Below are 26,256 nucleotides of genomic sequence, written 5' to 3'. Positions count from 1 at the left end.
GAAGATCGTCGTCATAGAAGGTCGGCCGTCGTGTAACGGCGTTCGAAACCTTATGAACAAAGGAAGAACCACATGACAATGACAGACCCGGTCGCAGATATGCTGACCCGTCTGCGCAACGCGAACTCGGCGCACCACGACTCCGTGTCGTTGCCGAGTTCGAAGCTCAAGAAGAACATCGCCGAGATCCTCAAGCGTGAGGGCTACATCGCCGACTGGGCCGTTGAAGACGCCCGCGTCGGTCAGACGCTGACCCTCACGCTGAAGTACGGTGCGAACCGCGAGCGCTCCATCGCCGGCATCAAGCGGGTTTCCAAGCCCGGTCTGCGCGTGTACGCACGCTCGACCGAGCTGCCGAAGGTCCTCGGCGGCCTGGGCGTTGCCATCCTGTCCACCTCCTCTGGGCTCCTCACGGACCGCCAGGCTGAGCAGAAGGGCGTGGGCGGGGAAGTTCTCGCCTACGTGTGGTGACCCGCCATGTCACGAATCGGACGTCTTCCCATTGACATCCCTGCCGGTGTGACCGTCACGGTCGCCGGGCAGGAGGTGCAGGTCTCCGGCCCCAAGGGTGAGCTCTCGCTCACCGTGGCGCGCCCCATCGAGGTCAAGGTCGAGGAGGGCCAGGTTCTGGTCTCCCGTCCCGACGACGAGCGCGAGTCGCGTTCGCTGCACGGCCTGACCCGCACCCTCATCAACAACAACATCATCGGTGTCACCCAGGGCTACACCAAGGGCCTTGAGGTCGTCGGCACCGGCTACCGCGTGGCGCAGAAGGGCGGCTCGGTCGAGTTCGCCCTCGGGTTCTCGCACCCGGTGCTGGTAGACCCGCCGGCCGGGATCACCTTCACGGTCGAGGGCAACAACAAGCTCACCGTGAGCGGCATCGACAAGCAGGCCGTCGGCGAGGCGGCAGCGAACATCCGCAAGATCCGCAAGCCCGAGCCGTACAAGGGCAAGGGCGTGCGCTACGCCGGCGAGATCGTTCGGCGCAAGGCCGGAAAGGCTGGTAAGTAAGCATGGCTGTGAAGTCGAAGTCCGACGCCCGTGCGCGTCGCCACGCCCGTCTTCGCAAGAAGGTCGTCGGCACCGCCGAGCGTCCGCGCCTGGTCGTGACCCGCTCTGCGCGTCACGTCTTCGTTCAGGTCGTGGACGACAGCAAGGGCCACACGGTGGCAAGTGCCTCCACTCTCGAAGCCGACCTGCGTGCGTTCGATGGTGACAAGACCGCCAAGGCCCGCAAGGTGGGCGAGCTGGTCGCCGAGCGTGCCAAGAGCGCCGGCGTCGCCGAGGTCGTGTTCGACCGTGGCGGCAACCGCTACGCCGGTCGTGTCGCGGCCATCGCCGAGGGCGCCCGCGAAGGAGGGCTCAACCTGTGAGTGACAACAAGGAGACCGAAGTGACCGCCGACCAGGCAGCGCCGGAGCAGGCCACCGAGGCCACCGAGGCGAACACCAACGAGCGCGAGCAGCGCCGTGGCGGTCGTGGTGACCGCAACTCGCGCAGTGGCGGTCGTGACCGCAACTCGCGTGACCGCGGCGACAACCAGTTCCTCGAGCGCGTCGTCACCATCAACCGCGTGTCGAAGGTCGTCAAGGGCGGCCGTCGCTTCAGCTTCACGGCCCTCGTGGTCGTGGGCGATGGCAACGGCGTGGTCGGTGTCGGCTACGGCAAGGCCCGCGAGGTGCCGCTGGCGATCTCGAAGGGCGTCGAAGAGGCCAAGCGCAACTTCTTCCGCGTGCCGCGTGTGGGCAAGACCATCCCGCACCCGGTGCAGGGTGAGGCTGCCGCCGGCGTCGTGCTGCTGCGTCCGGCTGCCGCCGGTACCGGTGTGATCGCCGGTGGTCCGGTGCGCGCCGTCCTGGAGTGCGCCGGCATCCACGATGTGCTCTCGAAGTCGCTGGGTTCGTCGAACACGATCAACATCGTGCACGCGACCGTGGCGGCGCTGAAGAGCCTCGAGGAGCCCCGCTCCGTTGCCGCCCGTCGTGGCCTGGACTTCGATCAGGTCGCGCCGGCCCGTCTTGTGCGTGAGGAGGCCGCTGCGGCGGCCGCCGCGCGTGAGCAGAAGGTAGGTTCCTGATGGCGTCCCGACTGAAGGTCACGCAGATCAAGTCCAAGGTGAGCGAGAAGCAGAACCAGCGTGACACGCTGCGCAGCCTCGGCCTGAAGCGGATCGGCGACTCCGTCGTCCGTCCCGACGACGCGCAGACGCGCGGTTACGTGAAGGCCGTCGCCCACCTCGTCCAGGTTGAGGAGATCGACTGATGGCTGAGAACGCCGAGAAGACAGAGGCCGTCGAGGCGGAGAAGGTCGAGAAGAAGGCCCCCGCCAAGAAGGCCGCCGCCAAGCCCGCCGCGAAGGCCGACAAGGCCCCCGCGAAGAAGGCCGCTGCGACCAAGGATGCCGCACCCGCGCGTCCCGACGTCGTCAAGGTGCACCACCTGCGCCCGGTTCCCGGCGCCAACACCGCGAAGACCCGTGTGGGTCGCGGTGAGGGTTCGAAGGGCAAGACCGCCGGTCGTGGCACCAAGGGCACCAAGGCCCGTTACCAGGTGCGCCCCGGCTTCCAGGGCGGTCAGCTGCCGCTGCACATGCGCGCGCCGAAGCTGCGCGGGTTCAAGAACCCGTTCCGCGTCGAGTACCAGGTCGTGAACCTGGGCAAGCTCGCCGAGCTCTACCCGCAGGGTGGAGACGTCACGGTCAGCGACCTCGTCGCCAAGGGTGCGGTTCGCAAGAACGAGCGTGTCAAGGTGCTGGGCACCGGCGACATCGCCGTGAAGCTGAACGTGTCGGTCGACAAGATCTCCAGCTCTGCCGAGCAGAAGATCGTCGCGGCCGGCGGCACCGTCGCGGTCGCCACCGCGGAGTAATCAGGCAGACGGGGCCGGGGGAGAACCTCCGGCCCCGGCTCGCATCCCGGCCGTCCCGCCCCGTGGGCGCGCTGAGATACGCTGGTTGTCTGTGCGCACCGCGTGTGCGCCGGGAACCCTTCTGGAGGAATCCACTTGTTCAGCGCCATCGTGCGGGTCTTCCGCACCCCCGACCTGCGTCGGAAGATCGGCTTCACCCTTGCGATCATCGTTCTGTATCGCCTGGGCGCTCATATCCCGACGCCGTTCGTCGACTACTCGAACGTGCAGCAGTGTCTGAGTGACAGCAGCGGCACGCAGGGTCTGCTGTCGATGGTGAACCTGTTCTCGGGCGGCGCGCTGTTGCAGCTGTCGATCTTCGCCCTGGGCGTCATGCCCTACATCACCGCGACGATCATCGTGCAGCTGCTGCGTGTGGTCATCCCGCACTTCGAGACCCTGTACCAAGAGGGGCAGGCCGGGCAGGCCAAGCTCACGCAGTACACGCGCTACCTCACCATCGCGCTGGCACTGCTGCAGTCCACCACTCTTGTCACGGTCGCCCGCAGCGGTCAGCTGTTCGGTTCGTCGGCTGCGGCATCCTGCCAGCAGCTGCTCACCAACGACGTGTGGTGGGCCCAGCTGCTGATGATCCTCACGATGACCGCCGGTACCGGCCTGATCATGTGGTTCGCCGAGCTGATGACCGAGAAGGGCATCGGCAACGGCATGTCGATCCTTATCTTCACCTCGATCGCGGCCACCTTCCCGTCGGCCATGTGGGCCATCAAGCAGGCCCGCGGCCTCGAGGTCTTCTTGATGGTGCTCTTGGTGGGCATCGTGATCATGGTCTTGATCGTGTTCGTCGAGCAGTCGCAGCGGCGCATTCCGGTGCAGTACGCGAAGCGCATGGTGGGCCGGCGCACCTATGGCGGAACGAACACATACATTCCGATCAAGGTGAACATGGCCGGTGTGATCCCGGTGATCTTCGCCTCATCGCTGCTGTACATCCCCGCGTTGATCGCGCAGTTCAACCAGCCCGCCGCCGGCGAGTCGCCGGCCGGATGGGTCACCTGGATCAACAACTATCTGGTCAAGGGCGATCACCCGCTGTACTGGCTCTTCTACTTCCTGCTGACCATCGGCTTCACCTACTTCTACGTCGCCATCACGTTCAACCCGACCGAGGTCGCCGACAACATGAAGAAGTACGGCGGGTTCATCCCCGGCATCCGTGCCGGCCGGCCCACCGCCGAGTACCTCGACTACGTGCTGACCCGCATCACGCTGCCGGGTTCGCTGTACCTGGGTCTGGTGGCGCTGATCCCGCTGATAGCCCTGGCCACCGTCAGCGCGAACCAGAACTTCCCGTTCGGCGGCACGTCGATCCTCATCATGGTGGGTGTCGGACTTGAGACGGTCAAGCAGATCGACGCCCAGCTGCAGCAACGCCACTACGAAGGACTCTTGCGATGACCTCATCCGCTCGCCTGTTGATCGTCGGACCCCAGGGATCGGGCAAGGGCACGCAGGGCGCGCGCATCGCGCAGGCGCTCGGCGTTCCCGCCGTCTCCACCGGAGATGTGTTCCGTGCGAACATCCAGGCGGGTACGGCTCTGGGCGAGCAGGTCAAGGCGATCACCGCGGCGGGCAACCTCGTCTCCGACGAGCTGACCGGGCAGATCGTGCGCGACCGGCTGAGCGAGGCGGATGCCGCGACCGGCTTTCTGCTCGACGGCTACCCGCGCAACATCCAGCAGGTGAACGATCTCGACGCGTTCCTGACCGACCGCGGCGAGAGCCTCGACGCCGTCATCGAGCTGAGCGTGCCGCGCGAAGAGAGCATCGCCCGGCTGGCGCTGCGTGCGCAGGAGCAGGGCCGCACCGACGACACCGACGAGGCCATCGCCAAGCGTCTGGCCATCTACGAGAGCGAGACAGCGCCGATCCTGGACGTGTATCGCGAGCGCGGCATCGTCGATCAGGTCGACGGCGTGGGAACTCTCGACGAGATCACCGAGCGGATCACCGCGGCCCTGACCGCGCGCGACATCACCCGCCCGGCCACGGTCTGACGTGGGTCTTCGACGCGGCATCTACAAGTCGCCCGCGCAGCTGCGGGCGATGGTCGAGCCCGGCCAGATCACCGCGGCGATGCTCGAGGCGGTGCGCGCGCTGATCGTTCCCGGAACCACGACTCTGCAGCTGGATGCCGCAGCCGCCGCGGTCGTGAAGAGCCGGGGTGCGCTCTCCAATTTCCAGATGGTGCGCGGGTATCGGCACACCATCTGCGTCTCGGTGAACGACGAGGTCGTGCACGGGATCCCGGGCGCGCGCGTGCTGGCACCCGGCGACATAGTGTCGGTGGATGCAGGGGCCGAATACCGCGGCTGGAACGGCGACTCCGCGATCACGGTCGTGGTTCCCGACCCCACCCGGCCCGAGCTGGTCGCCGCCCGCGAAGAGCTCTCCCGCGTCACCGAAGGCTCGCTGTGGGCCGGTATCGCCGCGCTGGCCACGGCGAAGCACCTGGGCGAGGTCGGCGGGGCGGTACAGGATTTCATCGAGGCATCCGGCCACGGCTACGGCATCCTTCGTGACTATGTCGGCCACGGGATCGGACGCCGCATGCACGAGTCACCTTCGGTGTTCAACTATCGCGTGCCCGCCCCTGGGCCCGAGGTCAAGCCGGGACTGGCCGTGGCGATCGAGCCGATGGTCGTCGGCGGCAGCGACGAGACCGTCGTCGGCGATGACGACTGGACCGTTTCGACCGTCGACGGCACCGATGGTTCACATTGGGAACATAGCGTCGCCGTGCATGATGGCGGTATCTGGGTGCTCACCGCGCCCGACGGAGGAGCCGCGGGGCTGGCGCCGTTCGGCATCACCCCCGTTCCCCTCACATAGAGTCCCCTTCACGAAAAGCTCCGATCGACAAGAGCGAGGAATCAATGGCCACCGCTGTGCGCAAGACGAACTGGTTCGCCATCTGGGTGAGCATCGCGGCCGTCGTGGTGCTGGTCGCCGTGACCGGCATCGTGATCGCCATCAACAACAAGGCATCGGCGCCCGGTGCCGCCCCTTCGGGCAGCATCATCGACACCGACGCAGGCGCGGTGGTCTTCGGTGACACCGGGGCCGCCAACGTGATCGAGACGTACGTCGACTTCCTCTGCCCGTTCTGCAACCAGTTCGAGCAGAGCGAGGGCGAGCAGATCAAGCAGCTCGTCGACGACGGCACTGCCGTGCTCAAGGTGCACCCGGTCACCATCCTCGACGAGTACACCTCGCCGGCCGGATACTCCAGCCGTGCGGCCAGTGCGTTCTTCGCGGTGGCCGCCGCCGACCCCGACAATGCCTACGCGTTCATGCAGGCGATGTACGAGAACCAGCCCGAAGAGCAGTCGGCGGGCCTGACCGCTGACCAGATCGTGCAGGTCGCCCAGAACGCCGGCGTGAACGTGACCAGCGACCTGAAGACGGCGATCACGAACAACAGCTACCAGTCGTTCGCGCAGTCCAAGGGGCTGCCGGCCGACGCGCAGGGCACGCCGACCGTCATCGTCAACGGCACCTCGGTGAAGTGGGCGCAGGGCGCCGGCTTCGACTTCGCCACCGACATCACGCCGCTGTTGAAGTAGCCGCACCGCCCGGCTCGGGATGCCGCTCAGCGGCCGAGTTGCCGGGTGGCGCCGAGGCGCATATACTAATTCTTTGGTGCCTTGCGCCTGTTCTCGGCGTGTCTCCTTGCGAGTCCGGCACCATCATCCCACCCACGCAGACCGACCGGTCCGCAGAATCGATAGCGAGGCTATGGCGAAGAAAGACGGTGTCATCGAGATCGAGGGCACGATATCCGAGGCTCTGCCCAACGCGATGTTCCGCGTTGAGTTGACCAACGGACACAAAGTGCTCGCCACCATCTCGGGCAAGATGCGGCAGAACTACATCCGCATCATCCCCGAAGACCGCGTGGTCGTCGAGCTCAGCCCGTACGACCTGACCCGTGGTCGCATCGTCTACCGCTACCGCTAGACCGGTCGAGAAGTAACGCCCCGGGCACTGTCGTGCCCGCCCGGCGAAGACAGCGAACAGGAAAAATCATGAAGGTTCAGCCGAGCGTCAAGCCCATCTGCGATCACTGCAAGGTGATTCGCCGCCACGGGCGTGTCATGGTCATCTGCAAGGCCAACCCGCGCCACAAGCAGCGTCAGGGTTGACGTGATGCGGATCAATGCGGCGAAGCCGTGTTGATGCGCATCAGGTCAAGGTTGAGCGAGGCGGCGAAGCCGCCGAGTCGAAACCTGCACGACAACACAACTCAATATCGCCGGTCGAGTGGCGCGCGTTTCGACTCGCTTCGCTCGCTCAACGACCGGCATCCCGAACAGGCAGCATCAGAACCTTTCACGAGGGGACACCCCGGGGCGGAGGCCCGGGCACCGATTCTGCTCCACACCTCCACCAACTCCTAGGAGAAGCGCATGGCACGTCTTGCCGGCGTCGACATTCCGCGCGACAAGCGCGTGGTGATCGCACTCACGTACATCTACGGCATCGGCCGTACCCGTTCCAACGAGATCCTGGCGGCGACCGGGATCGACGAGAACATCCGCGTCAAGGACCTCAGCGACGACCAGCTCATCGCTCTGCGTGACCACATCGAAGGCACCTACAAGGTGGAGGGTGACCTGCGCCGCGAGGTGGCCGCCGACATCCGCCGCAAGGTCGAGATCGGTTCGTACCAGGGCCTGCGTCACCGCCGTGGCCTTCCGGTGCGCGGTCAGCGCACCAAGACCAACGCGCGCACCCGCAAGGGCCCCAAGCGCACCGTCGCCGGCAAGAAGAAGGCGCGCTAAGCGCGCCCGCGTCACGGATTCAGGAGAACACACACATGGCACAGGCCAAGTCCGCTGCGCGCAAGCCGCGCCGCAAGGAGAAGAAGAACATCGCGTTGGGTCAGGCCCACATCAAGTCGACGTTCAACAACACCATCGTCTCGATCACCGACCCCTCGGGCGCCGTCATCAGCTGGGCGTCGTCGGGTGGCGTGGGCTTCAAGGGCTCGCGCAAGTCGACCCCGTACGCGGCCGGCATGGCCGCCGAGTCGGCTGCCCGTCAGGCCGCCGACCACGGCGTCAAGAAGGTCGACGTCTTCGTGAAGGGCCCCGGCTCGGGTCGTGAGACCGCGATCCGCTCGCTGCAGGCCGCAGGCCTGGAGGTGGGCTCGATCCAGGACGTCACCCCGCAGGCGCACAACGGCTGCCGCCCGCCCAAGCGTCGCCGGGTCTGAGATCTCGTTGCCGGATGCCCTTGCGTGGGGCATCCGGCACCATCGTGCTTTCGGATGTCGGCTGTCTGCGGCATCCCTCGGAGAAAACTCAACACCTCACCAACTGCACGTGTCATATAGCGGGCACGTCGCACGAAAGGAACACATAGTGCTCATTGCACAGCGTCCCACTCTGACCGAGGAGAAGATCGGGGAGTTCCGCAGCCGCTTCGTCATCGAGCCGCTGGAGCCCGGCTTCGGCTACACGATCGGCAACGCGCTGCGTCGCAGCCTGCTCTCGTCGATCCCGGGAGCAGCGGTCACCAGCATCCGCATCGATGGCGTCCTCCACGAGTTCAGCACCATTCCCGGTGTCAAGGAGGATGTCACCGAGATCATCCTGAACATCAAGCAGCTCGTCGTTTCGAGCGAGCGCGATGAGCCCATCACCGCCTACCTGCGCAAGACCGGCGCCGGCGAGGTCACCGCGGCTGACATCTCGGCCCCGGCCGGTGTCGAGGTGCACAACCCCGACCTGGTCATCGCGACCCTCAACGACACCGCACGCTTCGAGCTCGAGCTGACCATCGAGCGCGGGCGCGGCTACGTCTCGGCCACCCAGAACCGCAACGAGTACGCCGAGGCCGGCCAGGTGCCGATCGACTCGATCTACTCGCCGGTGCTCAAGGTCAGCTACCGCGTCGACGCCACCCGCGCCGGTGAGCGCACCGACTTCGACAAGCTGGTGCTGGATGTCGAGACCAAGGCCGCGATCTCGCCCCGTGACGCCGTCGCCTCGGCCGGACGCACGCTGACCGAGCTGTTCGGTCTGGCGCGCGAGCTGAACGTCGACGCCGAGGGCATCGAGATCGGCGCGGCTCCCGTCGAGACCGTCGCCTCGACCGAGCTGTCGATGCCGATCGAAGACCTCGACCTGTCGGTCCGCTCGTACAACTGCCTCAAGCGCGAGGGCATCAACACCGTCTCGGAGCTGGTCGCTCTCTCTGAGACGCAGCTGATGAACATCCGCAACTTCGGTCAGAAGTCGGTCGACGAGGTGCGCGACAAGCTCATCTCGCTCGGTCTGTCGCTGAAGGACTCCGTGCCCGGTTTCGACGGCGCGCACTTCTACGGCGGGTACGACGACGAGCCCGAGAACGACTGATCTTCTTTCACACTGGAGTAACTGAGAATGCCTAAGCCCACGAAGGGTCCCCGCCTCGGAGGCGGCCCCGCACACGAGCGCCTGCTGCTTGCCAACCTGGCCGCCGCGCTGTTCACGCACCGCTCGATCAAGACGACCGAGACCAAGGCCAAGCGCCTGCGTCCGTTCGCCGAGCGCCTGATCACGTTCGCCAAGCGTGGCGACCTGCACGCGCGTCGTCGCGTGCTGTCGGTCATCGGTGACAAGGAAGTCGTGCACGTCCTGTTCACCGAGATCGCGCCGCTGGTCGCCGACCGTGAGGGCGGCTACACCCGCATCACCAAGGTCGGCAACCGCAAGGGCGACAACGCGCCCATGGCCGTGATCGAGCTCGTGCTCGAGCCCGTCACCAAGAAGGCGAGCGCGGCCAAGACCAGCACCAAGAAGGCCGCGCCGAAGGCCGAGGAGGCCCCGGTTGACGAGGCTCCTGCTGAGGCGCCCGTCGAGGACGCTGCTGCCGCTGCTGAGGATGCTGCTGCCGTTGACCCGGCCGCGGCGGATGCTGCGGCTGAGGATGCTGCGACCGTTGACCCGGCCGCGGACGCCGGTGCCGAGTCGCAGGAAGAGGGCGCAGCCGCTGCTGCTGCGGCCGATGACGCCGTCGAGGAGAAGGCCGAGTAGTCTTCGTCCCGATTCGAACGAGACCCGCGAACCATATGGTTCGCGGGTCTCGTCGTTTGTTGCGGTGCGTGCGGTGGCTCTGTGTTGCGTTATGCCGGGAAGGTCACGGCATTGCCGTCCGAAAGCGTCGCTTCGCCCCGGCGAAGCGACCATATGGGCCGGGCACGGCGGGGCGCCCGGCGCTCTGCCGTCTCATCTGGTCGCTTCATGCGCTCGAAGCGACCAGATGGAACGGGAGAACGGATGCTGCAGTGGGGCGCCGCGCAGCGCAGCCCCGCTCACCCGCGCTCGGGCGGGCGCCACGCGCCGTGCCGTCCCACATGGTCGCTTCATGCGCTCGGTGGTGGCGCTCGAAGCGACGAGATGCTGGGCCCCGGGGGTCGTCGCCGTTCAGAACTCAGCCCATCTCCGCGTCGCGCGGGCGCGACCGCGCGTGTGACCGTGCACTTCTGCGGGATGGGATGAGTTTTGAACGCCGGGTGCTCGGTGCCGGGCGCTTGGGCCGGGTGCTCGGTGCCAGGTGGCTCGGGCTGCGCGGCCGTGGAGGGCGGTGGTGGGGCGCAGAGCGCCGGGAGTGTGGCTGCGCGCCCGGCGGGACCGGGGCGTCGCCGTTCAGAACTCAGCCCATCTCCGCGTCGTGCGGGCGCGAGGGCGTGTGTGACCGGGCACATCTGCGGGATGGGATAAGTTTTGAACGCCGCGCGCTCACGCCGGGTGCAGAAACGCCGGATGGCTCGGTGCGGGGTGCTCCAGCGCGCGCTCGAGCCGCGCGCCCGGCGCCCGGTGCCTGGGCCGGGCGGGGCCGGCTGGCACGCGTCGGGTCAGACGCCCGGCGGCGTGGCGACGAGGTCGCCCACGCGCAGGATCAGCCGGGCCCGCTCGCGCACCCGCGCCCGCTGGTCGGCGCTGATCGCGTCGGCGACGGCGTCGGCGTAGTAGCGACCACCGGCCGGGCCCGGGTGGATGTTGTCGCCGGCGAGCAGATCTTTATGCGGCCCGATCGCCCCGGCCCAGTCCGCGACGATGACGTCGGGATGCGCGGCGGCATAGGCGCGCAGCGCCTTGTTCACCCCGGTGATCCACGGGCGGGGCGCGTAGGCGGTCACCAGCACGAGGCGCCGCTCGGGGCCCAGCGCGCGCGTGACGCGGTCGAGCGAGTCGGGGTCGATCGCGCCGTTCGTCCCGAGCCCGACCACGAGATAGGGGCGCAGCGCGCCGTCGCGCGCGAGCCGGTCGACGAGCCCGGGCGCCGCCCACATGGAGCGTGACACCTTCGCATCGATGCGGATTCCCGGATACTTATCCATCAACGCCGGCGCCGAGGCGAGCATGACCGAGTCGCCGATGGCGTCGATCTGGCGTCCGTCGATGGATGCCGTATCCCCGCGCATCGGCGCAGGTGACGCGTCGTCCTCGACCAGCGGAGGCCGCGGCCCGGCCTCTTCGAGAGCCTTGCGCCCCGCTTCGACCACAGCCTGCCCCGACGTCTGCCCGGGCGCCGTGGCGATCGCCGCCGTGGTGCCGCCGATCACCACGACCCCCAACACGAGCGCGGTCACTGCACGGAAGCGCGGCGCGGGGGCTCCAGAGAGGCGGGCCCGCAGCATCCCGAGCGTGCCGCGAAAGCCGTGTCGGCGCACGGGCTGTTCCACCCAGCGGTGTGAGAGGTACGCGCAGACGACGGTGAGTGCGAGCGTCGCGGCGCCGACCCGGGCCGGCGGGGCATCGGCGGTGACCCCGCCTGCGGCGGCCAGCAGCACGAGCAGCGGCCAGTGCCACAGGTAGATGCCGTACGACCGGTCGCCGATCCAGCGCAGCGGGGCGCAGTCCAGCGCGGCGCCGATCCATGAGCCGGGAGCCGTGGCGGCAACGATGGCGACGGCCGTGAGGAGGGATGCCGCAGCCAGCGTGCCGGGGAAGGTCGCGGCATCCTGCGTCTCGGGCAGCGTCGCCACGGCGATCAGCCCGAGCACGCTCAGCAGGCCGACGACCAACCCGGTGGTGCGCGCTGGCCGCTGCCGCATCCACGTGCCGGGAGCGGCGAAGACGTGCTCGAGCCCGACCGCGAGGGCGACGCCCAGCAGCAGCCCGAACGCGTGCGTGTCGGTGCCGAAGTAGGCGCGAGTGGCGTCGCCGCCGGTACCGACCAGGGCAGCCATCCAGCCGGCGGATGCCGCGGCTACGCCGACGGCGACGAGTACGAGCGCCCACCGCCGCCGAAGGAGGAGCAGCAGGGGGAGCAGCAGCGGCCAGACCCAGTAGAACTGCTCCTCGACGGCCAGCGACCAGAGGTTGCGGAACAGCTCGGGGCTGTCGGCCGAGAAGTAGTCGGTGCCGGCGGCGACCGAGACCCAGTTGTATCCGAAGGTGACAGCACCCAGCACTTGGCGCCCGAGGTGTACGAGCACGTCGCCGCCGATGAGCCACGCCCAGGTGGCCGTGACCGTGACGACGAGGCCGAGGGCCGGCAGCAGCCGGCGGGCGCGGCGGCGCCAGAAATCGACCAGGGCGATGCGGCCAGTCGCCGCGCGCTCGCGCAGCAGCAGCGACGTGATGAGAAAACCGCTGATCACGAAGAACACATCGACGCCCACGAAGCCGCTGCGCAGCATCCCCTGCGGGAAGAGATGGTAGATGACCACCAAGGTCACCGCGATGGCTCGCAGCCCGTCCAAACCCGTGAATCGGGCGCGCGCGGGCGAAGAAGAAGAGGGCTGTGTCATCGGTGGAGGGGGCTCGATCGGCTGCCTCCAGTCTATGCGGCGGGCCTGCCCGACTAGGCTGATTGCTGTGCGGATCCGCCTCGACATCGCCTATGACGGCACGCACTTTCGCGGCTGGGCGCGCCAGCCCGGCCTGCGCACCGTGCAGGGCACCCTCGAGCATGCGCTCGGCCGCATCCTCGGCGATGAGCCGCGGCTGGTCGTGGCGGGGCGCACCGATGCCGGCGTGCACGCGCGCGGGCAGGTCGCCCATCTCGACCTCGACGACGCGCAGCGCGAGCGCCTTTTCACGCAGACGCGGCGGGATGCGGCATCCGACCCCGTCGAACGCCTCGCGCATCGCGTGCGCGGCGCGCTGGGCGCTTATCCCGACGTGACCCTACACCGCACCTCGGTGGCGCCCGACGGCTTCGACGCGCGCTTCTCGGCGGTGTGGCGGCGGTACGAGTACCGGGTCGCCGATCTTGTGAGCGGCTACGATCCCCTCGAGCGCGCGCGCACGACGACGGTGCGGGCGTCTCTCGATGTCGAGGCGATGGATGCCGCGGCTCGGTCGCTGATCGGATTGCACGATTTCGCCGCCTACTGCAAGCCGCGCGAGGAGGCGACCACGATCCGCACGCTGCTCGAGTTCGATTGGCATCGCGCCGATGACGGCGTGCTGGTGGCCAACATCCGCGCCGATGCGTTCTGCCACTCCATGGTACGTGCGCTCGTGGGTGCGTGCGTGGCCGTCGGCGAGGGCAGGCTTTCGGTCGCGGATGCCGCGACCCTGCGCGATGCGGGGGAGCGCACGAGTGCCTTCAAGGTGCTGGCCGCGCGGGGCCTGACGCTTGCCGAGGTCGGGTACCCGGCCGACGAGCTGCTGGCCACCCGCGCCCAACAGACGCGCGCGCGGCGCGAGAAGGAGTAGCGCTTCGCACTGCTGCTCATGGGTGGTTGAGAGCCGGCGCTCTGGCCCGACCCAGGCTTTGCGGCCTACCCTGAGATGAACATGAAACTCATCTCGTACAACCTGCGCAAGCATCGCGCGGCGACCGAACTGGCCACACTCGTCGACGCCCACGGGGCCGATCTGCTGTGCCTGCAGGAGTGCGACACCGCCGACATCCCGGCTCAAATCGCCGGGCTGCGGCTGGCCGATGTCACGCACCGCAACCGGCTGGGGTTGGCCGTGTACTACCGCATCAGCATGTACCGCCCGTTGGAGGTGCGCTCGATCGGGTTGAAGAAATCGCTGCACGACCGGGTGCTGAAACCGGCAGAAGAGCGGATGCTGGGGGTCAGACTGCACGACATCGACCAGGGCCGTGACCTGGTCGTAGCATCCTTCCATGCCGCCCCTCTTACAGCGTTGAACTCACTGCGGCGGCACCAGATCCACGCCGCCCTCGACGAGCTGCGCGAGATCGGGCACGGCACGCTGCCGGCGCTCATGGTCGGCGACTACAACTACCCGGTGTTCAAGGAGAACCTCGGCCAGGCCATTCGCGAGCAGGGGTACGAGCTGAACCTCAGTGACACACGCACCTACACGCGGTATCGGTACTTTCGCGGACACTACGACTTCGCCACCTCGACCGGGTTCGACGTTGATCACATCCGCACCCTGCCGCAAGGGCTCAGCGACCACCTGCCGATTCTCGTCACGGCGCGAATGAGCACCCCGTCGGCTCGCACCAGGTCTGCGGACGCGGTAGCCTGAGAGGGCGGTAGCCTGAAGGGGCGCACCGGTTCGCCTGGAAGGAAACGCATGTTCATCCTCTGCTTCGTCTTGTTCGTTGCGGGATTCGCCGCGTTCGGCTACGCCCCGTTCGTGGACGGCTGGCAGTCGATCATCTTCGTTCTGGGTCTGCTGCTTGTTTCGACCGCGATCGGCATTCCGATGCACAAGTCGCGCCACGACCACAAGACGAGCGAACTTCCCTGAACTTCTGACCTCTTGATTCGTTCTTGTGGCACCCAAAGGCGGGTCTCATAAGCGGTCTCAACCTGTTGCCAGAACCGGTCCGTCCTCCGATGACGTGCACGACGTGGACACCCAGAGTCAGGCAACCGCTGAGCGCATAGGCTCGGTGATCTGCTCCTGATCCTCGGCGCTCATAGGAACGAGTGCCACTCGCATGCCCAATGCAGCCGCGATCTCTGTGAGTGTTCCGACTGTCGGGTTGACCGACGCCGAAGAGAACATACGCCGAACGACCGATGGATCGGAACCGATGGCGCGCGCAAGTTGGGCCTTCGACAGCCCTGCGCTCTCGCGCAGTTCATCGAGCTCTCGGACCAACGCGTCGATCGTCGCGATGCGCACTGACTCGGCCGCGTATGCCCGCGCGAAGTCAGGGTCTTTGAGATCGTCATTCAGATCTTTCCAAAACTGGCCGCTCATGGCTCCTCCCCATTGACCGTAACATAAATGCCACACGTTGGCGTGCTTCGACTCGCTGCGGTCGCTCGACGAGCTGAGAGGCGTTTCGACTCGGCGGCTTCGCCGCCTCGCTCAAGGCCCCGCGTCGCCGCGGCGCTCAACGGCCGGCGTGAGCGCGGCATTTGGCCGCGGCATCCGCATGCCGTAGACTCTCCCTTTGGTGCGTTCGCTCTGCTGACGCACACGAACGTGAGCCCTCCACTGGCGTGTTCACCTTCGCGGGTCCGTTTCGATTCGGCGGCTTCGCCGCCTCGCTCAACGACCGCGATGGGGAACCACCCCGGAGTGGGATTCACGAACCTCTCCGTTCGAACAAGAAAGCAGCACTACTGTGACGCGCACTTTCACTCCCAAGGCTGGCGAAGTCCAGCGCGAATGGCTGGTCATCGACGCCACTGACGTCGTGCTCGGCCGCCTGGCCTCGCACGCTGCCGCGCTTCTGCGGGGCAAGCACAAGGCCATCTTCGCAAACCACCTCGACACGGGCGACTTCGTCGTCATCATCAACGCCGGCAAGGTGGCCCTGACCGGCCAGAAGCTGCAGAAGAAGCTGGCCTACCGCCACTCGGGCTACCCGGGCGGGCTCAAGTCGGTCAACTATGCCGAGCTTCTTGAGAAGAACCCGGTTCGCGCGGTGGAGAAGGCCGTTCGCGGCATGCTCCCCAAGAACAGCCTGGGCCGCCAGCAGCTGTCGAAGCTGAAGGTCTATGCCGGCGCCGAGCACCCGCACGCCGCGCAGCAGCCCAAGCCGTACATCTTCGACCAGGTCGCCCAGTAAGCGCCGCAGACACTAAGGACACACTCGTGGCGAACAACGACTCCACCGAACTGACCAACTACTCGACCGAGAGCACGGCCGAGACGGCCGTCGAGACGACCCCCCGCCCCGTGCTCACCGTGCCGGGCGCGGCCGTCGGCCGTCGCAAGCAGGCGATCGCGCGCGTGCGCCTGATCCCCGGCGAAGGCAAGATCACCATCAACGGCCGCGCGTTCGAGGACTATTTCCCGAACAAGCTGCACCAGCAGCTGATCACCGACCCGTTCTCAGTGCTCGACCTCAGCGGCTCGTACGACGTCATCGCGCGCATCCACGGTGGCGGCCCCTCGGGCCAGGCCGGTGCCCTGCGCCTGGGCATCGCCCGTGCGCTCAACGAGATCGACGCCGAGAACAACCGCCCGACCCTGAAGAAGGCCGGCTTCCTCTCCCGCGACGCCCGCGTCAAGGAGCGCAAGAAGGCCGGTCTCAAGAAGGCGCGTAAGGCTCCTCAGTACTCGAAGCGCTGATCGGGCCCATGGCTCTCTTCGGCACCGATGGCGTGCGGGGGCTGGCAAACGGCCCCCTCACCGCCGAATTGGCGCTCACCCTGGCCCAGGCGACCGCGGTCGTTCTGGGCCAGGGTCGTACTGCCGAGGCGCGACGCGCCGCCGGCAAGCGACTCACCGCCGTCGTCGCGCGCGACCCGCGCGTGTCGGGCGAGTTTCTCTCGGCCGCGGTCTCGGCCGGGCTCGCGGCATCCGGAGTCGACGTGCTCGACGCGGGGGTCATCCCCACGCCCGCCGCGGCCTACCTGATCGGCTCGATCGACGCCGACTTCGGCGTGATGGTCTCGGCCTCGCACAACCCCGCGCCCGACAACGGCATCAAGATCTTCGCGCGCGGCGGACGCAAGCTGCCCGACATCGTCGAGCAGCGCATCGAGGCGGCCATGAGCCGGCCCAAGCTGCAGCCGACCGGCGCCGACGTCGGACGCATTCGCCGCTTCGCCGACGCCGAAGACCGGTACGTCGTGCACCTGCTGCAGTCACTGCCGCACCGTCTCGACGGCATCCACGTGGTGCTCGACTGCGCGCACGGCGCGGCCGCGGGCGTCTCGCCCGAGGTGTTCCGCGATGCCGGCGCACAGGTCACCGTGATCGGGGCCGACCCCGACGGGATAAACATCAACGACGGTGTCGGTTCCACGCACATCGACAAGCTCGCCCTCGAGGTCGTGCGGCTGGGTGCCGACGTGGGCATCGCGCACGACGGCGACGCCGACCGGTGTCTGGCTGTGGATGCCGCGGGCAACATCGTCGACGGCGACCAGATCATGGCCATCCTGGCCGTGGCCATGAAGGAGCGCGGCCAGCTGGCAGCGGGCACGCTGGTGGCCACCGTGATGAGCAATCTCGGTCTGCATCGCGCGATGGCTGAGCAGGGCATCCATGTCGAGCAGACGGCCGTGGGCGACCGCTATGTGCTCGAGCGTATGAACGAGGGCGGTTTCTCGCTGGGCGGGGAGCAGTCGGGGCACGTCATCATGAGCAAGTACGCCACCACCGGCGACGGGCTGCTGACCGGACTGCATCTGCTCGCGCGCATGGCCGAAACGGGCCAGCCGTTGTCGTCGTTGGCTTCTGTGATGACGGTGTATCCGCAGGTGCTGGTCAACGTGACCGGTGTCGACCGGACGCAGGTCGGGCATCCGCTTGTCGCCGCGGCTGTCGTGGAGGCCGAGACCAAGCTCGGCGCGACCGGACGCGTGCTTCTGCGCGCATCAGGCACCGAGCAGCTCGTGCGGGTGATGGTCGAGGCGGCCGATGCCGACATCGCGTCGCAGATCGCCGGACGTCTCGCCGACGTCGTGCGCGAGCACCTGGCGCTGTCGGCGTAGGGGGTTCGGGCGCTGGCGCGTGTCGGCGGGGCTGTGTCGGTCGCGCGTGTCACAGAAAGTGTGGGTTGCCGCGGCTGAGGTCGCCGGTTGTGTGACGCGCCGCGGGGGCGTGTCACAGAAGGTGCGGGTTGCCGCGGCTGAGGTCGCCGGTAGTGTGACATGCCTGGCGGTGTGTGACCGTAGACGCGCGGCGCGCACCTGCGGGCTCAGGGGTGTGTCGGTCGCGCGTGTCACAGAATGTGCGGGTTGCCGGTGGTTGAGGTCGCCGGTTGTGTGACGCGGCGCGGGGGTGTGTCACAGAATGTGCGGGTTGTCGGCGGTGAGGTCACCGGTTGTGTGACATGCCGTGGTGGTGTGTGACCGAAGGCGCCCGGGCACACCTGCGGCCGGGGGCGTGTCACAGAAGGTGCGGGTTGTCGGCGGTGAGGTCGCCGGTTGTGTGACATGCCCTGGCGGTGTGTGACCGTAGACGCCCGGTGCGCACCCGCGGCCTGAGGCGTGTCACGGAAGGTGCGGGTCGCCGCGGCTGAGGTCGCCGGTTGCGTGACATGCCCGGGGGAGGTGCGACCGAAGAGGCGCGGCGCGGCTCAGCGGCCGAGGTGGTCCCAGGCCATCGACTCGATGTAGCGCAGCAGCACACCCTCGCGCAGGGCCCAGGGGCTGACTTCGAGCTGGGTGGCGTCCATCATCTCCATCGCGGTGTGCAGCACGACCGCGGCGGCCACGATCTGGAACGTACGATCGGGCGTGATGCCCGGCAGCTCTTGCCGGGCGGATGCCGGAATGTGGGCGAGCCGCGGAATCCACGATGCGAGAGCGGCGCGGGGCAGCAGCATCCGCTCGCTTCCCGTCCACCCCGCTGCGGGATATCCGGCGAGCTTGGCGAGCGAGCGGATCGCCTTCGACGACCCGACGATGTGATCGGGGCGGGGGAAAGACGCGAACTGCTCGGCGACAGGCGCCAGGACCGAGCGCGCATGCGCGCGCAGTGCATCGACGGCAACGTCGCCGGGGGGATCATCGGGCAGGTAGGCGACGGTCATGCGGCCGGCGCCGAGCGGCACGGACGCTGCGATGTCAGGGAGCTCGTCGGCCCCGGCCGCGAGCTCGAGGGATCCGCCGCCGATGTCGAACAGTTGGATGCGCCCCGACGCCCACCCGAACCAGCGCCGCACTGCCAAGAACGTGAAGCGGGCCTCGGTCTCGCCGTCGAGCACCTGCAGGTCGTGTCCGAGCGTGCGCTCGATCTCGGCGATGACCTCGGGGCCGTTGGACGCATCGCGCAGCGCTGAGGTCGCTGTGGCCAGGACTTCGTCGACGTGGTCTTCGGCGATGAGTGCTCGGGCGCGGGCCGCGGCGTCGGTGAGCTGGGCGACGCCCTCGTCGCTGATCGCGCCTTCGGAGGTCAGAAAGCGCATGAGGCGCACGATGGAGCGGTCATGAGTCTCGGCGAGTGGGCGCCCACCCGGGCGCACGTCTGCCAGCAGCAGATGGACGGTGTTCGAACCGATGTCGAGGACTCCGAGGCGCACGGTGACAGCGTAGCGACGTGCGGGGTGGCGCGTCAGGGGCGGGTGTGTGCGCGATGCAGCGGTGGTGCGGGGTGGGTCCCTGGCCAGCCGGTACGCGGCGGCGGGGCGGCAGCCCAGCGTCGGTAGCCCACGTGCGCGCGTGGCAGGCGCTCGGCATCGCGACCGTCGACACCGCCTGCGGGTGAGACCGCATTCACGCGCGCGATTTCCTCGCCAACCTAGCCGTACAGCGCTCAGTCCATGACGCGCTTGGTGAGCGCGGCGATGTCGCGGTCGAGGGTCTCGAATCGCGTGTCCATCTTCTGCTGCATGTGGTCGATGCGCGCGTTGACGGCGTCGAACTTGGCGTCGACGGCATCGAACTTGGCATCGAACTTGGCGTTGACCGCGTCGAACTTGGCGTTGACGGCTTCGAAGCGGGCATTCATCTCACCGCGCAAGCCTCCGATGGCGGCGTTGAACGTGCGCGTGAGAAGAGTGGTCATGAGGGTCATGCCGCCGAGCATGATCGTGGTGAAGATGCCCAGCAGGGCCCACGTCTGCGGTTCGGTCATGATGTCCACCCTTCGATTATCGCGCCATGGCATCCACGATGCCATGGCGGGCCGGGACATCCGGTGCCAGAAGAGCAATCTGTGGACAAGGGCGCCGAACCTGGGCCTGTGCAGGAACCCGGGAGCGGCGGCGGGCCGCGGCATCCACCCCGATACGATGGCCGGGTGGCTACTGAAGACGCATCCGCGCCGGAGCTGTACCGCCAGATCGCCCGGGCCGACTGGGCGCGCCTTGCTGCCGGGATGGCGCAACCGCTGACCGAGACCGAGGTCGTGCAGATCCGCGGGCTCGGCGACCGGCTCGACCTGGCCGAGGTGCGCGATGTGTACCTTCCGCTGAGCCGCCTGCTCAGCCTCTATGCGACCGCGACGAAGCGACTGGGCAGTGCCACCGACACGTTCCTGCAAGAACAGGGGGATTCCACCACCCCGTTCGTGGTCGGAGTGGCCGGATCGGTCGCCGTGGGCAAGTCGACGATCGCCCGTCTGCTGCGCGAGCTCATGAGCCGGTGGTCGGACACGCCCCGGGTCGAGCTTGTCACCACCGACGGATTTCTCTACTCGAACGACGAGCTCGAGCGGCGCGGTCTCATGCACCGCAAGGGCTTTCCCGAGTCGTATGACCGGCGGGCGCTCGTCGAGTTCCTCATCCAGGTCAAGAGCGGGGCGCCCGAGGTGCGGGCTCCGTTCTACTCGCACGTGCGCTACGACATCGTGCCCGATGCGCACGTGACGATCCGCCGCCCCGACGTGCTCATCGTCGAGGGACTCAACGTGCTGCAGCCACCGCCCACCCCGAACGACGTCGCGGTCAGCGACCTTTTCGACTTCTCGATCTATGTCGACGCGGATGCCGCGCACATCGAGCGCTGGTACGTCGACCGGTTCCTCGCCCTGCGGCACGGGGCCTTCAGCAACCCGAACTCGTTCTTCAACGTGTTCGCCGGCATCAGCGACGCCGAAGCCGAGGCGCGGGCGCTCGGATTCTGGAACGACATCAACCTGCCCAACCTCGAGGAGAACGTGCTGCCCACGCGGCACCGTGCCTCGCTGGTGCTGCGCAAGGGACCCGAGCACGCCGTGGAATACGTGCAGCTGCGCAAGCTGTGACGTGGGTGGGATGCCGCGGGCTGCGGCATCCCACCGCTTTGTTCAGATCCCTAGCAATCACCTCTCCGTACGATTGACCCCATGTGTGGAATCGTCGGATACGTCGGCCCGCGCCCCAGCGAGGGCATTCTCATCTCGGGGCTCGCGCGGCTCGAATACCGCGGCTATGACTCGGCCGGCATCGCCGTCATCGACGGCGACGGCACGCTGGGCATGCGCAAGCGCGCCGGCAAGCTCAGTGTGCTGCGCGACGACCTGAAGCGCACGCCGCTGCCCGACGGCACCACCGGCATCGGCCACACCCGCTGGGCGACCCACGGCGGACCCACCGACCAGAACGCCCACCCGCACCTTGCCGACGGCGGCAAGCTCGCCGTCATCCACAACGGCATCATCGAGAACTTCGCCGCGCTCAAGGGCGAGCTCGAAGCAGACGGTGCCACCTTCCTCAGCGAGACCGACACCGAGGTCGCCGCCGTGCTGCTGGCCCGCGAGTACCACGCACACGGCGATGACCTTCAGGCAGCCTTCCGCGCGACGGTGCGCCGGCTCGAAGGCGCCTTCACCCTGCTGGCCATGCACGAAGACCACCCCGGACTCGTCGTGGGCGCGCGTCGCAACTCGCCGCTGGTGATCGGCCTGGGCGAGGGTGAGAACTTCCTCGGATCGGATGTCGCCGCCTTCGTCGAGCACACCCGCCACGCCCTGGCTATCGGCCAGGACCAGATCGTCTCGATCACGCCGGGTGCTGTGCAGGTGACCGACTTCGACGGCAACGAGGTCGAGGTCGAGCCGTTCGACGTGACGTGGGATGCCGCAGCCGCCGAGAAGGGCGGATGGTCGTCGTTCATGGCCAAAGAGGTCTCGGAAGAGCCCGATGCCGTCGCCAACACGGTGCGCGGCCGCATCCACGACGGCGCCGTGGTGATTCCCGAGCTCGATGGGCTCGACGACCTGTTCCGCGGCATCCATCGCATTCTCGTCATCGCCTGCGGCACGGCCGCCTATGCCGGTCAGGTCGGCAAGTACGCGCTCGAGCAGTGGGCGCGGGTGCCGGTCGACGTCGAGCTGGCGCACGAGTTCCGCTACCGCGACCCGGTGTTGGATTCGGGCACGCTCGTGGTCTCGATCAGCCAGTCGGGCGAGACCATGGACACGCTCATGGCGGTCAAGTACGCGCGCGAGCGCGGTGCCAAGACGCTGTCGATCTGCAACACGCAGGGGGCGACGATTCCGCGCGAGTCCGACGCCATCGTCTACACGCACGCCGGACCCGAGGTCGCCGTCGCCTCGACAAAGGCGTTCGTCGCGCAGATCACCGCGCTGTACCTGCTGGCCTTGCATGTCGGACGGGTGCGCGGGGTGCTCTCGGAGGGCGATTCGGCGCAGGCCGTCGCCGAGCTTGAGGGCGTCGCCGACAAGATCGCGTGGATCCTGACGCATGAGCAGGAGCGCACCACGCAGCTTGCGCGTTGGATGGCCGACACCCGCTCGGTGCTGTTCCTGGGCCGGCACGTCGGGTTCCCCATCGCGCTGGAGGGCGCGCTCAAGCTCAAGGAGATCTCGTACATCCATGCCGAGGGCTTCGCCGCCGGCGAGCTCAAGCACGGCCCGATCGCCCTGATCGAGCCCGGGCAGCCGGTGTTCGTCATCGTGCCGTCGCCGGTGTTCTCGCCGCTGCTGCATGACAAGGTGGTCTCGAACATCCAGGAGATCCGCGCGCGCGGCGCTCGCGTCATCGTGATCGCCGAAGAGGGCGATGCCGCGGTGCTGCCGTTCGCCGACGAAGTGCTGCGCATTCCGCTGGCCGGGCCCCTGTTCGAGCCGCTGCTGGCCGTCGTGCCGCTGCACATCTTCGCGATGGGCCTGGCCGAGGCCAAGGGCCTGGATGTCGACCAGCCCCGCAACCTGGCCAAGTCGGTCACGGTCGAGTAGCGCGGTCGGCCCCGGGTGTTTCGGGGCGGGTCGGTGTCGCTCGGCGGGAAATTCCATATGGAATTTCCCAGGCCACATGAATTTTCCGGAAATTTGATGTGGGCTGGGAAAATTGGTGTGGGCGGGCGCGCTGGCATGGTGCAGACGCGGTGGCGAGGTGCAGGCGCGGGATGCCGCGGGCCGGGCGCGGGCCGGGCGCGGGCCGGCCGCGGGCCGGGCGCGGGCCGGGCGCGATCCGGCGACAGCGCGGCAGGGCGGTGCCGCTCCCGCGCGGGTGTCTGAGCCGGGTTGCTCGCCGCCGCGACCGGCGGCCTGATGCGCCGCCGCGACCCGCGGCGCGGGTCAGCCCTGGGCGGCAAGCAGCTGCGCGAGCGCGGGCAGTTGCGCCGGGTCTTCGAGCGCCGAGCCGACGGCGACGACCCGCACGCCCGCCTGCAGGAAGGCCGGCGCGGATGCGGCATCCATTCCTCCGGTGGCCACGAACGTCACCTGCGGGAATGGGCCGCGGATCGCGCCGAACCATCCCGTGCCCAACAGCGACGCGGGAAACGCCTTCAGCCAGCTGAGCCCCTCTTTGACAGCCTGCTGCACCTCGCCGGGCGTGGCGACGCCGGGCAGCGCGGGCATGCCCGCCGCATGCGAGGCGCGCACGATCTCGACGTCGAACCCGGGGCTCACGGTGAAGGCGGCGCCGGCGTCTTTCGCCTGCCGCACGTGCTCGGGGGTGACAACGGTTCCGGCGCCGACCTGCAGACCACGGGATGCCGCAGCCTCGGCGACGACGCGGAGAGCCTCGACGTCGGCCGGGGTCTGCACCGGCACCTCGACGGCGGTGATGCCGAGGTCCCACGCCGTGGTGGCGACGGCGAGGCTGCGCTCGACGCCCATGCCGCGCAGGATCGCCATGAGGCGCACGTCGCCGAAGAGTTCGCTGAACGAGGAGTTGTCGGTCATGGTGGCCTTTCGCTGGGGTGTCTCCGGCGCCGGGCGCGGCGCGCTCGCCGCTGTCGCCGACGCGCATTCGGTTCCCTTCCATCATGGCGGCACGGGGCGGGATCCCGTGCACGCTAAAGTCGAAGGGCGCGAGGGGAGTGCGGATGATCGTCGGGATCGGCGTCGACCTGGTCGACATCCCGCGGTTCGAGCGCACCATCGCGCGCACGCCGCGGCTGCTTCCGCGCCTGTTCGCACCTGCAGAAAGGCCGCTCGCGGCCCGCTCACTCGCGGCGCGTTACGCCGCGAAAGAGGCCCTCATCAAGGCGCTCGGCGGGTCGGACGGCGTGCACTGGACCGAGATCGAGATCGTGCCGGAAGCATCGGGCAGGCCGTGGTTCTCGCTGACCGGCTCGACGGCCGAGGTCGTGGCGGCGCGGGGCATCGAGACGTTGCACCTGTCGATGTCGCACGATGCCGGTCTGGCGATCGCGTACGTCATCGCGGAGACGGGCATATCGGTGGGCGAGGATGCCGCCGGGAGCGTAGGCGGCGTCGCATGAGTCGGCTCGCCCCCGGCGTGCTGCGCGAGGCCATCATCGATACGCGCGCCATCACCGAGAATGTGCGGCACCTGCGCGCGCTGGTCGGGGTCGATGTGATGGCGGTGGTCAAGGCCGACGGCTACGGGCACGGGGCCGTGCGCGCGGCGGCGGCCGCGCTGGCCGGCGGGGCCACCCGGCTCGGCGTCACCGACCTGACCGAGGCGCTGCAGCTGCGCCGCGGCGGTATCGATGCGCCGATTCTCGCCTGGCTGCACGCGCCCGGAACCTCGTTCGATGAGGCGGTCGCCTCCGGCATCGAGCTGGGGATCTCCAGCATGGAGCAGCTGCAGCAGGCCGCGGCCGCGGCATCCGCCGATCGCTCGGTGGGCGTGCACCTGAAGGTCGAGACCGGGCTCGGACGCAATGGGATAGCCCCCGCCGAGTTCGGCCGCGTGTTCGCCGAGGCCGCCCGGCTCGAACGCATCGGCCGGTTGCGGGTGACGGGCCTTTTCAGCCATCTCTCCAACGCGTCGCCCGACGACGACCGGGCGGCGCTGGCGCGGTTCGACGAGGCGCAGGCTGCGGCATCCCACGCTGGACTCGCTCCGCGACTGCGGCACCTCGCCGCCACAGCGGCGGCGATCGACCTGCCCGAGACTCGGCTGGACTGTGTGCGGCTCGGCCTGGGGATCTATGGGCTCTCGCCGTTCGACGATCGCAGCCCCGCCGAGTTGGGGCTGCGCCCGGCGATGACGGTGCGCGCCGCGGTGGCAGCGGTGCGGCGGGTGCCGGCCGGGCACGGGGTGTCATACGGATACGCATACCGCACCGACCGCGAGACGACCCTCGCGCTGGTGCCGGCCGGCTACGCCGACGGCGTGCCGCGTCAGGCGTCGGGGGCGGGCCCGGTCGTGATCACAGGGCGGCGGTTTCGCGTGTCGGGACGTATCGCGATGGACCAGTTCGTGGTCGACGTCGGCAATGCGCCGGTGCAGGTCGGCGACGAGGTCGTGCTGTTCGGCGACCCTAGTATGGGCGTGCCCGGGGCCGAAGAGTGGGCGGATGCGGCATCCACCATCAATTACGAGATCGTGACGCGCATCGGCCCGCGCGTGCATCGGCGGGAGGCGGGGGCATGAGCGGGTGCGGGCGCGGAGGCGTTCAAAACTCAGCCTTTCCGTGCGCTTGCGGCCCGTATTCGGCGCTTATCGGGCGCTGCGGGCACGAATGGGCTGCGTTTTGGGTGGGGGAGAGGCGATGACCGGTCTGGACGCCATGGTCGGACGCTACGAGATCGCCTCGGCGAGCGAGATGGAAGACCTCGGGCGCCGCATGGGCGGGATGCTGCGGGCCGGCGACCTCGTCGTGCTGACCGGTCCGCTCGGAGCGGGAAAAACCACGCTGACCCGGGGAATCGCCGAAGGTCTGGGTGTGCGCGGGCCGGTGCAGAGCCCGACGTTCGTGATCGCGCGGACGCACCCATCGCTGGTCGGCGGCGCGCCGCTCGTGCACGCCGATGCGTACCGGCTCGGTTCGGCGCTCGAACTGGACGACCTCGACATCGACGTTGACCGCTCGGTCGTGGTCGTCGAGTGGGGACGCGGGATGGCCGAAGGGCTGCGGGAGCGATGGTGGGAGGTCGAGCTCGAGCGCGCGACCGGGGGGCACGGCTCCGACTCGGCGTGCGCGCTGCCCGACTGGGACCCCGAAGACCAGGATGCCCCCGACCCGCGCGTGGTGACGGTGTCACGCCGCGGGGCGTGAGGCGGCGCCGCGGGGCGTGAGGCGGCGCCGCGGGGCGTGAGGTCGGCCGGGGCCGCGCCTGCCGACGCCCGGCGCGCTGCCCGAGTGAGGCCGGGCGTGCGCCGCCGCCACCGCCCCTCAGGCTGT

General features: G+C 68.5%; 32 protein-coding genes. 27 read left to right on the top strand and 5 right to left on the bottom strand.

Translation table 11 applies throughout. From position 1 onward, the window contains the following. Positions 1 to 72 precede the first annotated feature (72 nt). The 16 genes from rpsH to rplQ all read left to right on the top strand — a co-directional run bounded on the left by rpsH (position 73) and on the right by rplQ (position 9,952). Entirely contained in the window at positions 73 to 471 is a 399-nt protein-coding gene (gene rpsH, locus ET475_RS02845; RefSeq protein WP_129385831.1) for a 30S ribosomal protein S8, read from the top strand. A gap of 6 nt (positions 472 to 477) precedes the next feature. Beyond that, positions 478 to 1,014 carry a 50S ribosomal protein L6 gene (rplF, locus tag ET475_RS02840; protein ID WP_129385829.1) on the top strand — a complete coding sequence of 179 codons (537 nt, stop codon included), beginning with the start codon at positions 478 to 480 and terminating at the stop codon, positions 1,012 to 1,014. 2 nt (positions 1,015 to 1,016) lie between these two features. Continuing rightward, complete coding sequence (rplR, locus tag ET475_RS02835; protein ID WP_129385827.1) at positions 1,017 to 1,376, top strand: 50S ribosomal protein L18; 360 nt, start codon at positions 1,017 to 1,019, stop codon at positions 1,374 to 1,376. Next, positions 1,373 to 2,080 carry a 30S ribosomal protein S5 gene (gene rpsE, locus ET475_RS02830; RefSeq protein WP_129385825.1) on the top strand — a complete coding sequence of 236 codons (708 nt, stop codon included), beginning with the start codon at positions 1,373 to 1,375 and terminating at the stop codon, positions 2,078 to 2,080. The genes rplR and rpsE overlap by 4 nt, the downstream gene beginning before the upstream one ends. Continuing rightward, positions 2,080 to 2,265, top strand: a complete 186-nt coding sequence (gene rpmD / locus ET475_RS02825; protein WP_129385822.1) for a 50S ribosomal protein L30 — start codon at positions 2,080 to 2,082, stop codon at positions 2,263 to 2,265. Before rpsE ends, rpmD begins: the two co-directional genes overlap by 1 nt. Next, positions 2,265 to 2,870: a 50S ribosomal protein L15 gene (gene rplO, locus ET475_RS02820; protein ID WP_129385820.1), complete on the top strand. Its 606-nt coding sequence runs from the start codon at positions 2,265 to 2,267 to the stop codon at positions 2,868 to 2,870. Before rpmD ends, rplO begins: the two co-directional genes overlap by 1 nt. Positions 2,871 to 3,005: 135 nt before the next feature. Further along, the gene (gene secY, locus ET475_RS02815; protein WP_129385818.1) at positions 3,006 to 4,328 is read left to right on the top strand and encodes a preprotein translocase subunit SecY; all 1,323 of its coding nucleotides are present in this window, start codon (positions 3,006 to 3,008) and stop codon (positions 4,326 to 4,328) included. Beyond that, a complete protein-coding gene (locus ET475_RS02810; RefSeq protein WP_129385816.1) occupies positions 4,325 to 4,927 on the top strand; it encodes an adenylate kinase in 603 nt (200 codons plus the stop codon). The genes secY and ET475_RS02810 overlap by 4 nt, the downstream gene beginning before the upstream one ends. A 1-nt stretch (position 4,928) precedes the next feature. Then, complete coding sequence (map, locus tag ET475_RS02805) at positions 4,929 to 5,762, top strand: type I methionyl aminopeptidase (protein WP_129385814.1); 834 nt, start codon at positions 4,929 to 4,931, stop codon at positions 5,760 to 5,762. 44 nt (positions 5,763 to 5,806) lie between these two features. After that, positions 5,807 to 6,496, top strand: a complete 690-nt coding sequence (locus tag ET475_RS02800; RefSeq protein ID WP_129385812.1) for a DsbA family protein — start codon at positions 5,807 to 5,809, stop codon at positions 6,494 to 6,496. 172 nt (positions 6,497 to 6,668) lie between these two features. Further along, positions 6,669 to 6,890, top strand: coding sequence for a translation initiation factor IF-1 (infA, locus tag ET475_RS02795; protein WP_116648310.1), 222 nt, complete (start codon positions 6,669 to 6,671; stop codon positions 6,888 to 6,890). 68 nt (positions 6,891 to 6,958) lie between these two features. After that, entirely contained in the window at positions 6,959 to 7,075 is a 117-nt protein-coding gene (gene rpmJ / locus ET475_RS02790) for a 50S ribosomal protein L36 (protein ID WP_129385810.1), read from the top strand. Positions 7,076 to 7,339: 264 nt separating this feature from the next. Further along, on the top strand, positions 7,340 to 7,714 hold the full coding sequence (gene rpsM / locus ET475_RS02785) for a 30S ribosomal protein S13 (RefSeq protein ID WP_129385807.1): 375 nt from the start codon (positions 7,340 to 7,342) through the stop codon (positions 7,712 to 7,714). Between the two features lie 35 nt (positions 7,715 to 7,749). After that, entirely contained in the window at positions 7,750 to 8,148 is a 399-nt protein-coding gene (gene rpsK, locus ET475_RS02780; RefSeq protein ID WP_129385805.1) for a 30S ribosomal protein S11, read from the top strand. Between the two features lie 148 nt (positions 8,149 to 8,296). Continuing rightward, complete coding sequence (locus ET475_RS02775) at positions 8,297 to 9,292, top strand: DNA-directed RNA polymerase subunit alpha (protein ID WP_129385803.1); 996 nt, start codon at positions 8,297 to 8,299, stop codon at positions 9,290 to 9,292. A gap of 27 nt (positions 9,293 to 9,319) precedes the next feature. After that, positions 9,320 to 9,952, top strand: coding sequence for a 50S ribosomal protein L17 (gene rplQ / locus ET475_RS02770; RefSeq protein WP_129385801.1), 633 nt, complete (start codon positions 9,320 to 9,322; stop codon positions 9,950 to 9,952). Positions 9,953 to 10,773: 821 nt separating this feature from the next. Here rplQ and ET475_RS02765 read toward each other — a convergent pair. Further along, a complete protein-coding gene (locus tag ET475_RS02765; RefSeq protein WP_129385799.1) occupies positions 10,774 to 12,675 on the bottom strand; it encodes an acyltransferase family protein in 1,902 nt (633 codons plus the stop codon). A 67-nt stretch (positions 12,676 to 12,742) separates the two neighbouring features. Between ET475_RS02765 and truA the strand changes: the two genes are divergently transcribed. The 3 genes from truA (at position 12,743) to ET475_RS17755 (ending at position 14,605) form a co-directional block, all read left to right on the top strand. Next, entirely contained in the window at positions 12,743 to 13,588 is an 846-nt protein-coding gene (gene truA / locus ET475_RS02760) for a tRNA pseudouridine(38-40) synthase TruA (RefSeq protein ID WP_129385797.1), read from the top strand. 81 nt (positions 13,589 to 13,669) lie between these two features. Then, the gene (locus tag ET475_RS02755) at positions 13,670 to 14,380 is read left to right on the top strand and encodes an endonuclease/exonuclease/phosphatase family protein (protein ID WP_129385795.1); all 711 of its coding nucleotides are present in this window, start codon (positions 13,670 to 13,672) and stop codon (positions 14,378 to 14,380) included. A 48-nt stretch (positions 14,381 to 14,428) separates the two neighbouring features. Next, positions 14,429 to 14,605, top strand: coding sequence for a hypothetical protein (locus tag ET475_RS17755; protein WP_165310703.1), 177 nt, complete (start codon positions 14,429 to 14,431; stop codon positions 14,603 to 14,605). A gap of 117 nt (positions 14,606 to 14,722) precedes the next feature. On the opposite strand, the gene ET475_RS02750 is transcribed toward ET475_RS17755, so the two are convergent. Then, on the bottom strand, positions 14,723 to 15,064 hold the full coding sequence (locus ET475_RS02750) for a helix-turn-helix domain-containing transcriptional regulator (RefSeq protein WP_129385793.1): 342 nt from the start codon (positions 15,062 to 15,064) through the stop codon (positions 14,723 to 14,725). A gap of 370 nt (positions 15,065 to 15,434) precedes the next feature. On the opposite strand from ET475_RS02750, the gene rplM reads away from it, so the two are divergent. From rplM to glmM, 3 genes are read left to right on the top strand one after another with little or no spacing between them, the layout of a single operon-like run. Continuing rightward, positions 15,435 to 15,881, top strand: coding sequence for a 50S ribosomal protein L13 (rplM, locus tag ET475_RS02745; protein WP_129385791.1), 447 nt, complete (start codon positions 15,435 to 15,437; stop codon positions 15,879 to 15,881). Between the two features lie 26 nt (positions 15,882 to 15,907). After that, entirely contained in the window at positions 15,908 to 16,387 is a 480-nt protein-coding gene (gene rpsI, locus ET475_RS02740; protein ID WP_129385789.1) for a 30S ribosomal protein S9, read from the top strand. Between the two features lie 8 nt (positions 16,388 to 16,395). Further along, positions 16,396 to 17,757, top strand: coding sequence for a phosphoglucosamine mutase (glmM, locus tag ET475_RS02735; protein ID WP_129385787.1), 1,362 nt, complete (start codon positions 16,396 to 16,398; stop codon positions 17,755 to 17,757). Positions 17,758 to 18,344: 587 nt separating this feature from the next. Here glmM and ET475_RS02730 read toward each other — a convergent pair. Next, complete coding sequence (locus ET475_RS02730; RefSeq protein ID WP_129385785.1) at positions 18,345 to 19,289, bottom strand: Ppx/GppA phosphatase family protein; 945 nt, start codon at positions 19,287 to 19,289, stop codon at positions 18,345 to 18,347. A 233-nt stretch (positions 19,290 to 19,522) separates the two neighbouring features. Further along, the gene (locus ET475_RS02725) at positions 19,523 to 19,843 is read right to left on the bottom strand and encodes a hypothetical protein (protein WP_129385783.1); all 321 of its coding nucleotides are present in this window, start codon (positions 19,841 to 19,843) and stop codon (positions 19,523 to 19,525) included. Between the two features lie 165 nt (positions 19,844 to 20,008). Here ET475_RS02725 and coaA point away from each other — a divergent pair, with 165 nt between their 5' ends. Both coaA and glmS read left to right on the top strand, forming a co-directional pair. Continuing rightward, complete coding sequence (coaA, locus tag ET475_RS02720; RefSeq protein WP_129385781.1) at positions 20,009 to 20,953, top strand: type I pantothenate kinase; 945 nt, start codon at positions 20,009 to 20,011, stop codon at positions 20,951 to 20,953. A gap of 81 nt (positions 20,954 to 21,034) precedes the next feature. Beyond that, positions 21,035 to 22,888: a glutamine--fructose-6-phosphate transaminase (isomerizing) gene (gene glmS / locus ET475_RS02715; RefSeq protein ID WP_129385779.1), complete on the top strand. Its 1,854-nt coding sequence runs from the start codon at positions 21,035 to 21,037 to the stop codon at positions 22,886 to 22,888. Between the two features lie 342 nt (positions 22,889 to 23,230). Here glmS and ET475_RS02710 read toward each other — a convergent pair whose 3' ends face one another. Continuing rightward, the gene (locus ET475_RS02710; protein WP_129385777.1) at positions 23,231 to 23,842 is read right to left on the bottom strand and encodes a bifunctional 4-hydroxy-2-oxoglutarate aldolase/2-dehydro-3-deoxy-phosphogluconate aldolase; all 612 of its coding nucleotides are present in this window, start codon (positions 23,840 to 23,842) and stop codon (positions 23,231 to 23,233) included. A 143-nt stretch (positions 23,843 to 23,985) separates the two neighbouring features. Here ET475_RS02710 and ET475_RS02705 point away from each other — a divergent pair, with 143 nt between their 5' ends. From ET475_RS02705 to tsaE, 3 genes are all read left to right on the top strand, one after another. Beyond that, complete coding sequence (locus ET475_RS02705) at positions 23,986 to 24,384, top strand: holo-ACP synthase (RefSeq protein WP_129385775.1); 399 nt, start codon at positions 23,986 to 23,988, stop codon at positions 24,382 to 24,384. After that, a complete protein-coding gene (gene alr / locus ET475_RS02700; RefSeq protein WP_129385773.1) occupies positions 24,381 to 25,505 on the top strand; it encodes an alanine racemase in 1,125 nt (374 codons plus the stop codon). Before ET475_RS02705 ends, alr begins: the two co-directional genes overlap by 4 nt. 118 nt (positions 25,506 to 25,623) lie before the next feature. After that, positions 25,624 to 26,130, top strand: coding sequence for a tRNA (adenosine(37)-N6)-threonylcarbamoyltransferase complex ATPase subunit type 1 TsaE (gene tsaE, locus ET475_RS02695; RefSeq protein WP_129385771.1), 507 nt, complete (start codon positions 25,624 to 25,626; stop codon positions 26,128 to 26,130). The last annotated feature ends 126 nt before the right edge of the window (positions 26,131 to 26,256 follow it).

Origin of the sequence: Microbacterium protaetiae, assembly GCF_004135285.1 — a bacterium.
GTDB classification, from domain to species: Bacteria; Actinomycetota; Actinomycetes; order Actinomycetales; family Microbacteriaceae; genus Microbacterium; species Microbacterium protaetiae.
The sequence above is the reverse complement of the archived record's forward strand: the minus strand, read 5'-3'. Positions and strand labels throughout refer to the sequence as shown.

What these genes read in the sequence shown, in the direction of transcription:
- rpsH (WP_129385831.1), top strand. Translation starts at nt 73, where the DNA reads ATGACAATGACAGACCCGGTCGCAGATATGCTGACCCGTCTGCGCAAC.
- rplF (WP_129385829.1), top strand. Translation starts at nt 478, where the DNA reads ATGTCACGAATCGGACGTCTTCCCATTGACATCCCTGCCGGTGTGACC.
- rplR (WP_129385827.1), top strand. Translation starts at nt 1,017, where the DNA reads ATGGCTGTGAAGTCGAAGTCCGACGCCCGTGCGCGTCGCCACGCCCGT.
- rpmD (WP_129385822.1), top strand. Translation starts at nt 2,080, where the DNA reads ATGGCGTCCCGACTGAAGGTCACGCAGATCAAGTCCAAGGTGAGCGAG.
- rplO (WP_129385820.1), top strand. Translation starts at nt 2,265, where the DNA reads ATGGCTGAGAACGCCGAGAAGACAGAGGCCGTCGAGGCGGAGAAGGTC.
- ET475_RS02810 (WP_129385816.1), top strand. Translation starts at nt 4,325, where the DNA reads ATGACCTCATCCGCTCGCCTGTTGATCGTCGGACCCCAGGGATCGGGC.
- ET475_RS02800 (WP_129385812.1), top strand. Translation starts at nt 5,807, where the DNA reads ATGGCCACCGCTGTGCGCAAGACGAACTGGTTCGCCATCTGGGTGAGC.
- infA (WP_116648310.1), top strand. Translation starts at nt 6,669, where the DNA reads ATGGCGAAGAAAGACGGTGTCATCGAGATCGAGGGCACGATATCCGAG.
- rpmJ (WP_129385810.1), top strand. Translation starts at nt 6,959, where the DNA reads ATGAAGGTTCAGCCGAGCGTCAAGCCCATCTGCGATCACTGCAAGGTG.
- rpsM (WP_129385807.1), top strand. Translation starts at nt 7,340, where the DNA reads ATGGCACGTCTTGCCGGCGTCGACATTCCGCGCGACAAGCGCGTGGTG.
- rpsK (WP_129385805.1), top strand. Translation starts at nt 7,750, where the DNA reads ATGGCACAGGCCAAGTCCGCTGCGCGCAAGCCGCGCCGCAAGGAGAAG.
- rplQ (WP_129385801.1), top strand. Translation starts at nt 9,320, where the DNA reads ATGCCTAAGCCCACGAAGGGTCCCCGCCTCGGAGGCGGCCCCGCACAC.
- ET475_RS02765 (WP_129385799.1), bottom strand. Translation starts at nt 12,675, where the DNA reads ATGACACAGCCCTCTTCTTCTTCGCCCGCGCGCGCCCGATTCACGGGT.
- ET475_RS02755 (WP_129385795.1), top strand. Translation starts at nt 13,670, where the DNA reads ATGAAACTCATCTCGTACAACCTGCGCAAGCATCGCGCGGCGACCGAA.
- ET475_RS17755 (WP_165310703.1), top strand. Translation starts at nt 14,429, where the DNA reads ATGTTCATCCTCTGCTTCGTCTTGTTCGTTGCGGGATTCGCCGCGTTC.
- ET475_RS02750 (WP_129385793.1), bottom strand. Translation starts at nt 15,064, where the DNA reads ATGAGCGGCCAGTTTTGGAAAGATCTGAATGACGATCTCAAAGACCCT.
- glmM (WP_129385787.1), top strand. Translation starts at nt 16,396, where the DNA reads ATGGCTCTCTTCGGCACCGATGGCGTGCGGGGGCTGGCAAACGGCCCC.
- ET475_RS02725 (WP_129385783.1), bottom strand. Translation starts at nt 19,843, where the DNA reads ATGACCGAACCGCAGACGTGGGCCCTGCTGGGCATCTTCACCACGATC.
- glmS (WP_129385779.1), top strand. Translation starts at nt 21,035, where the DNA reads ATGTGTGGAATCGTCGGATACGTCGGCCCGCGCCCCAGCGAGGGCATT.
- ET475_RS02710 (WP_129385777.1), bottom strand. Translation starts at nt 23,842, where the DNA reads ATGACCGACAACTCCTCGTTCAGCGAACTCTTCGGCGACGTGCGCCTC.
- ET475_RS02705 (WP_129385775.1), top strand. Translation starts at nt 23,986, where the DNA reads ATGATCGTCGGGATCGGCGTCGACCTGGTCGACATCCCGCGGTTCGAG.
- alr (WP_129385773.1), top strand. Translation starts at nt 24,381, where the DNA reads ATGAGTCGGCTCGCCCCCGGCGTGCTGCGCGAGGCCATCATCGATACG.
- tsaE (WP_129385771.1), top strand. Translation starts at nt 25,624, where the DNA reads ATGACCGGTCTGGACGCCATGGTCGGACGCTACGAGATCGCCTCGGCG.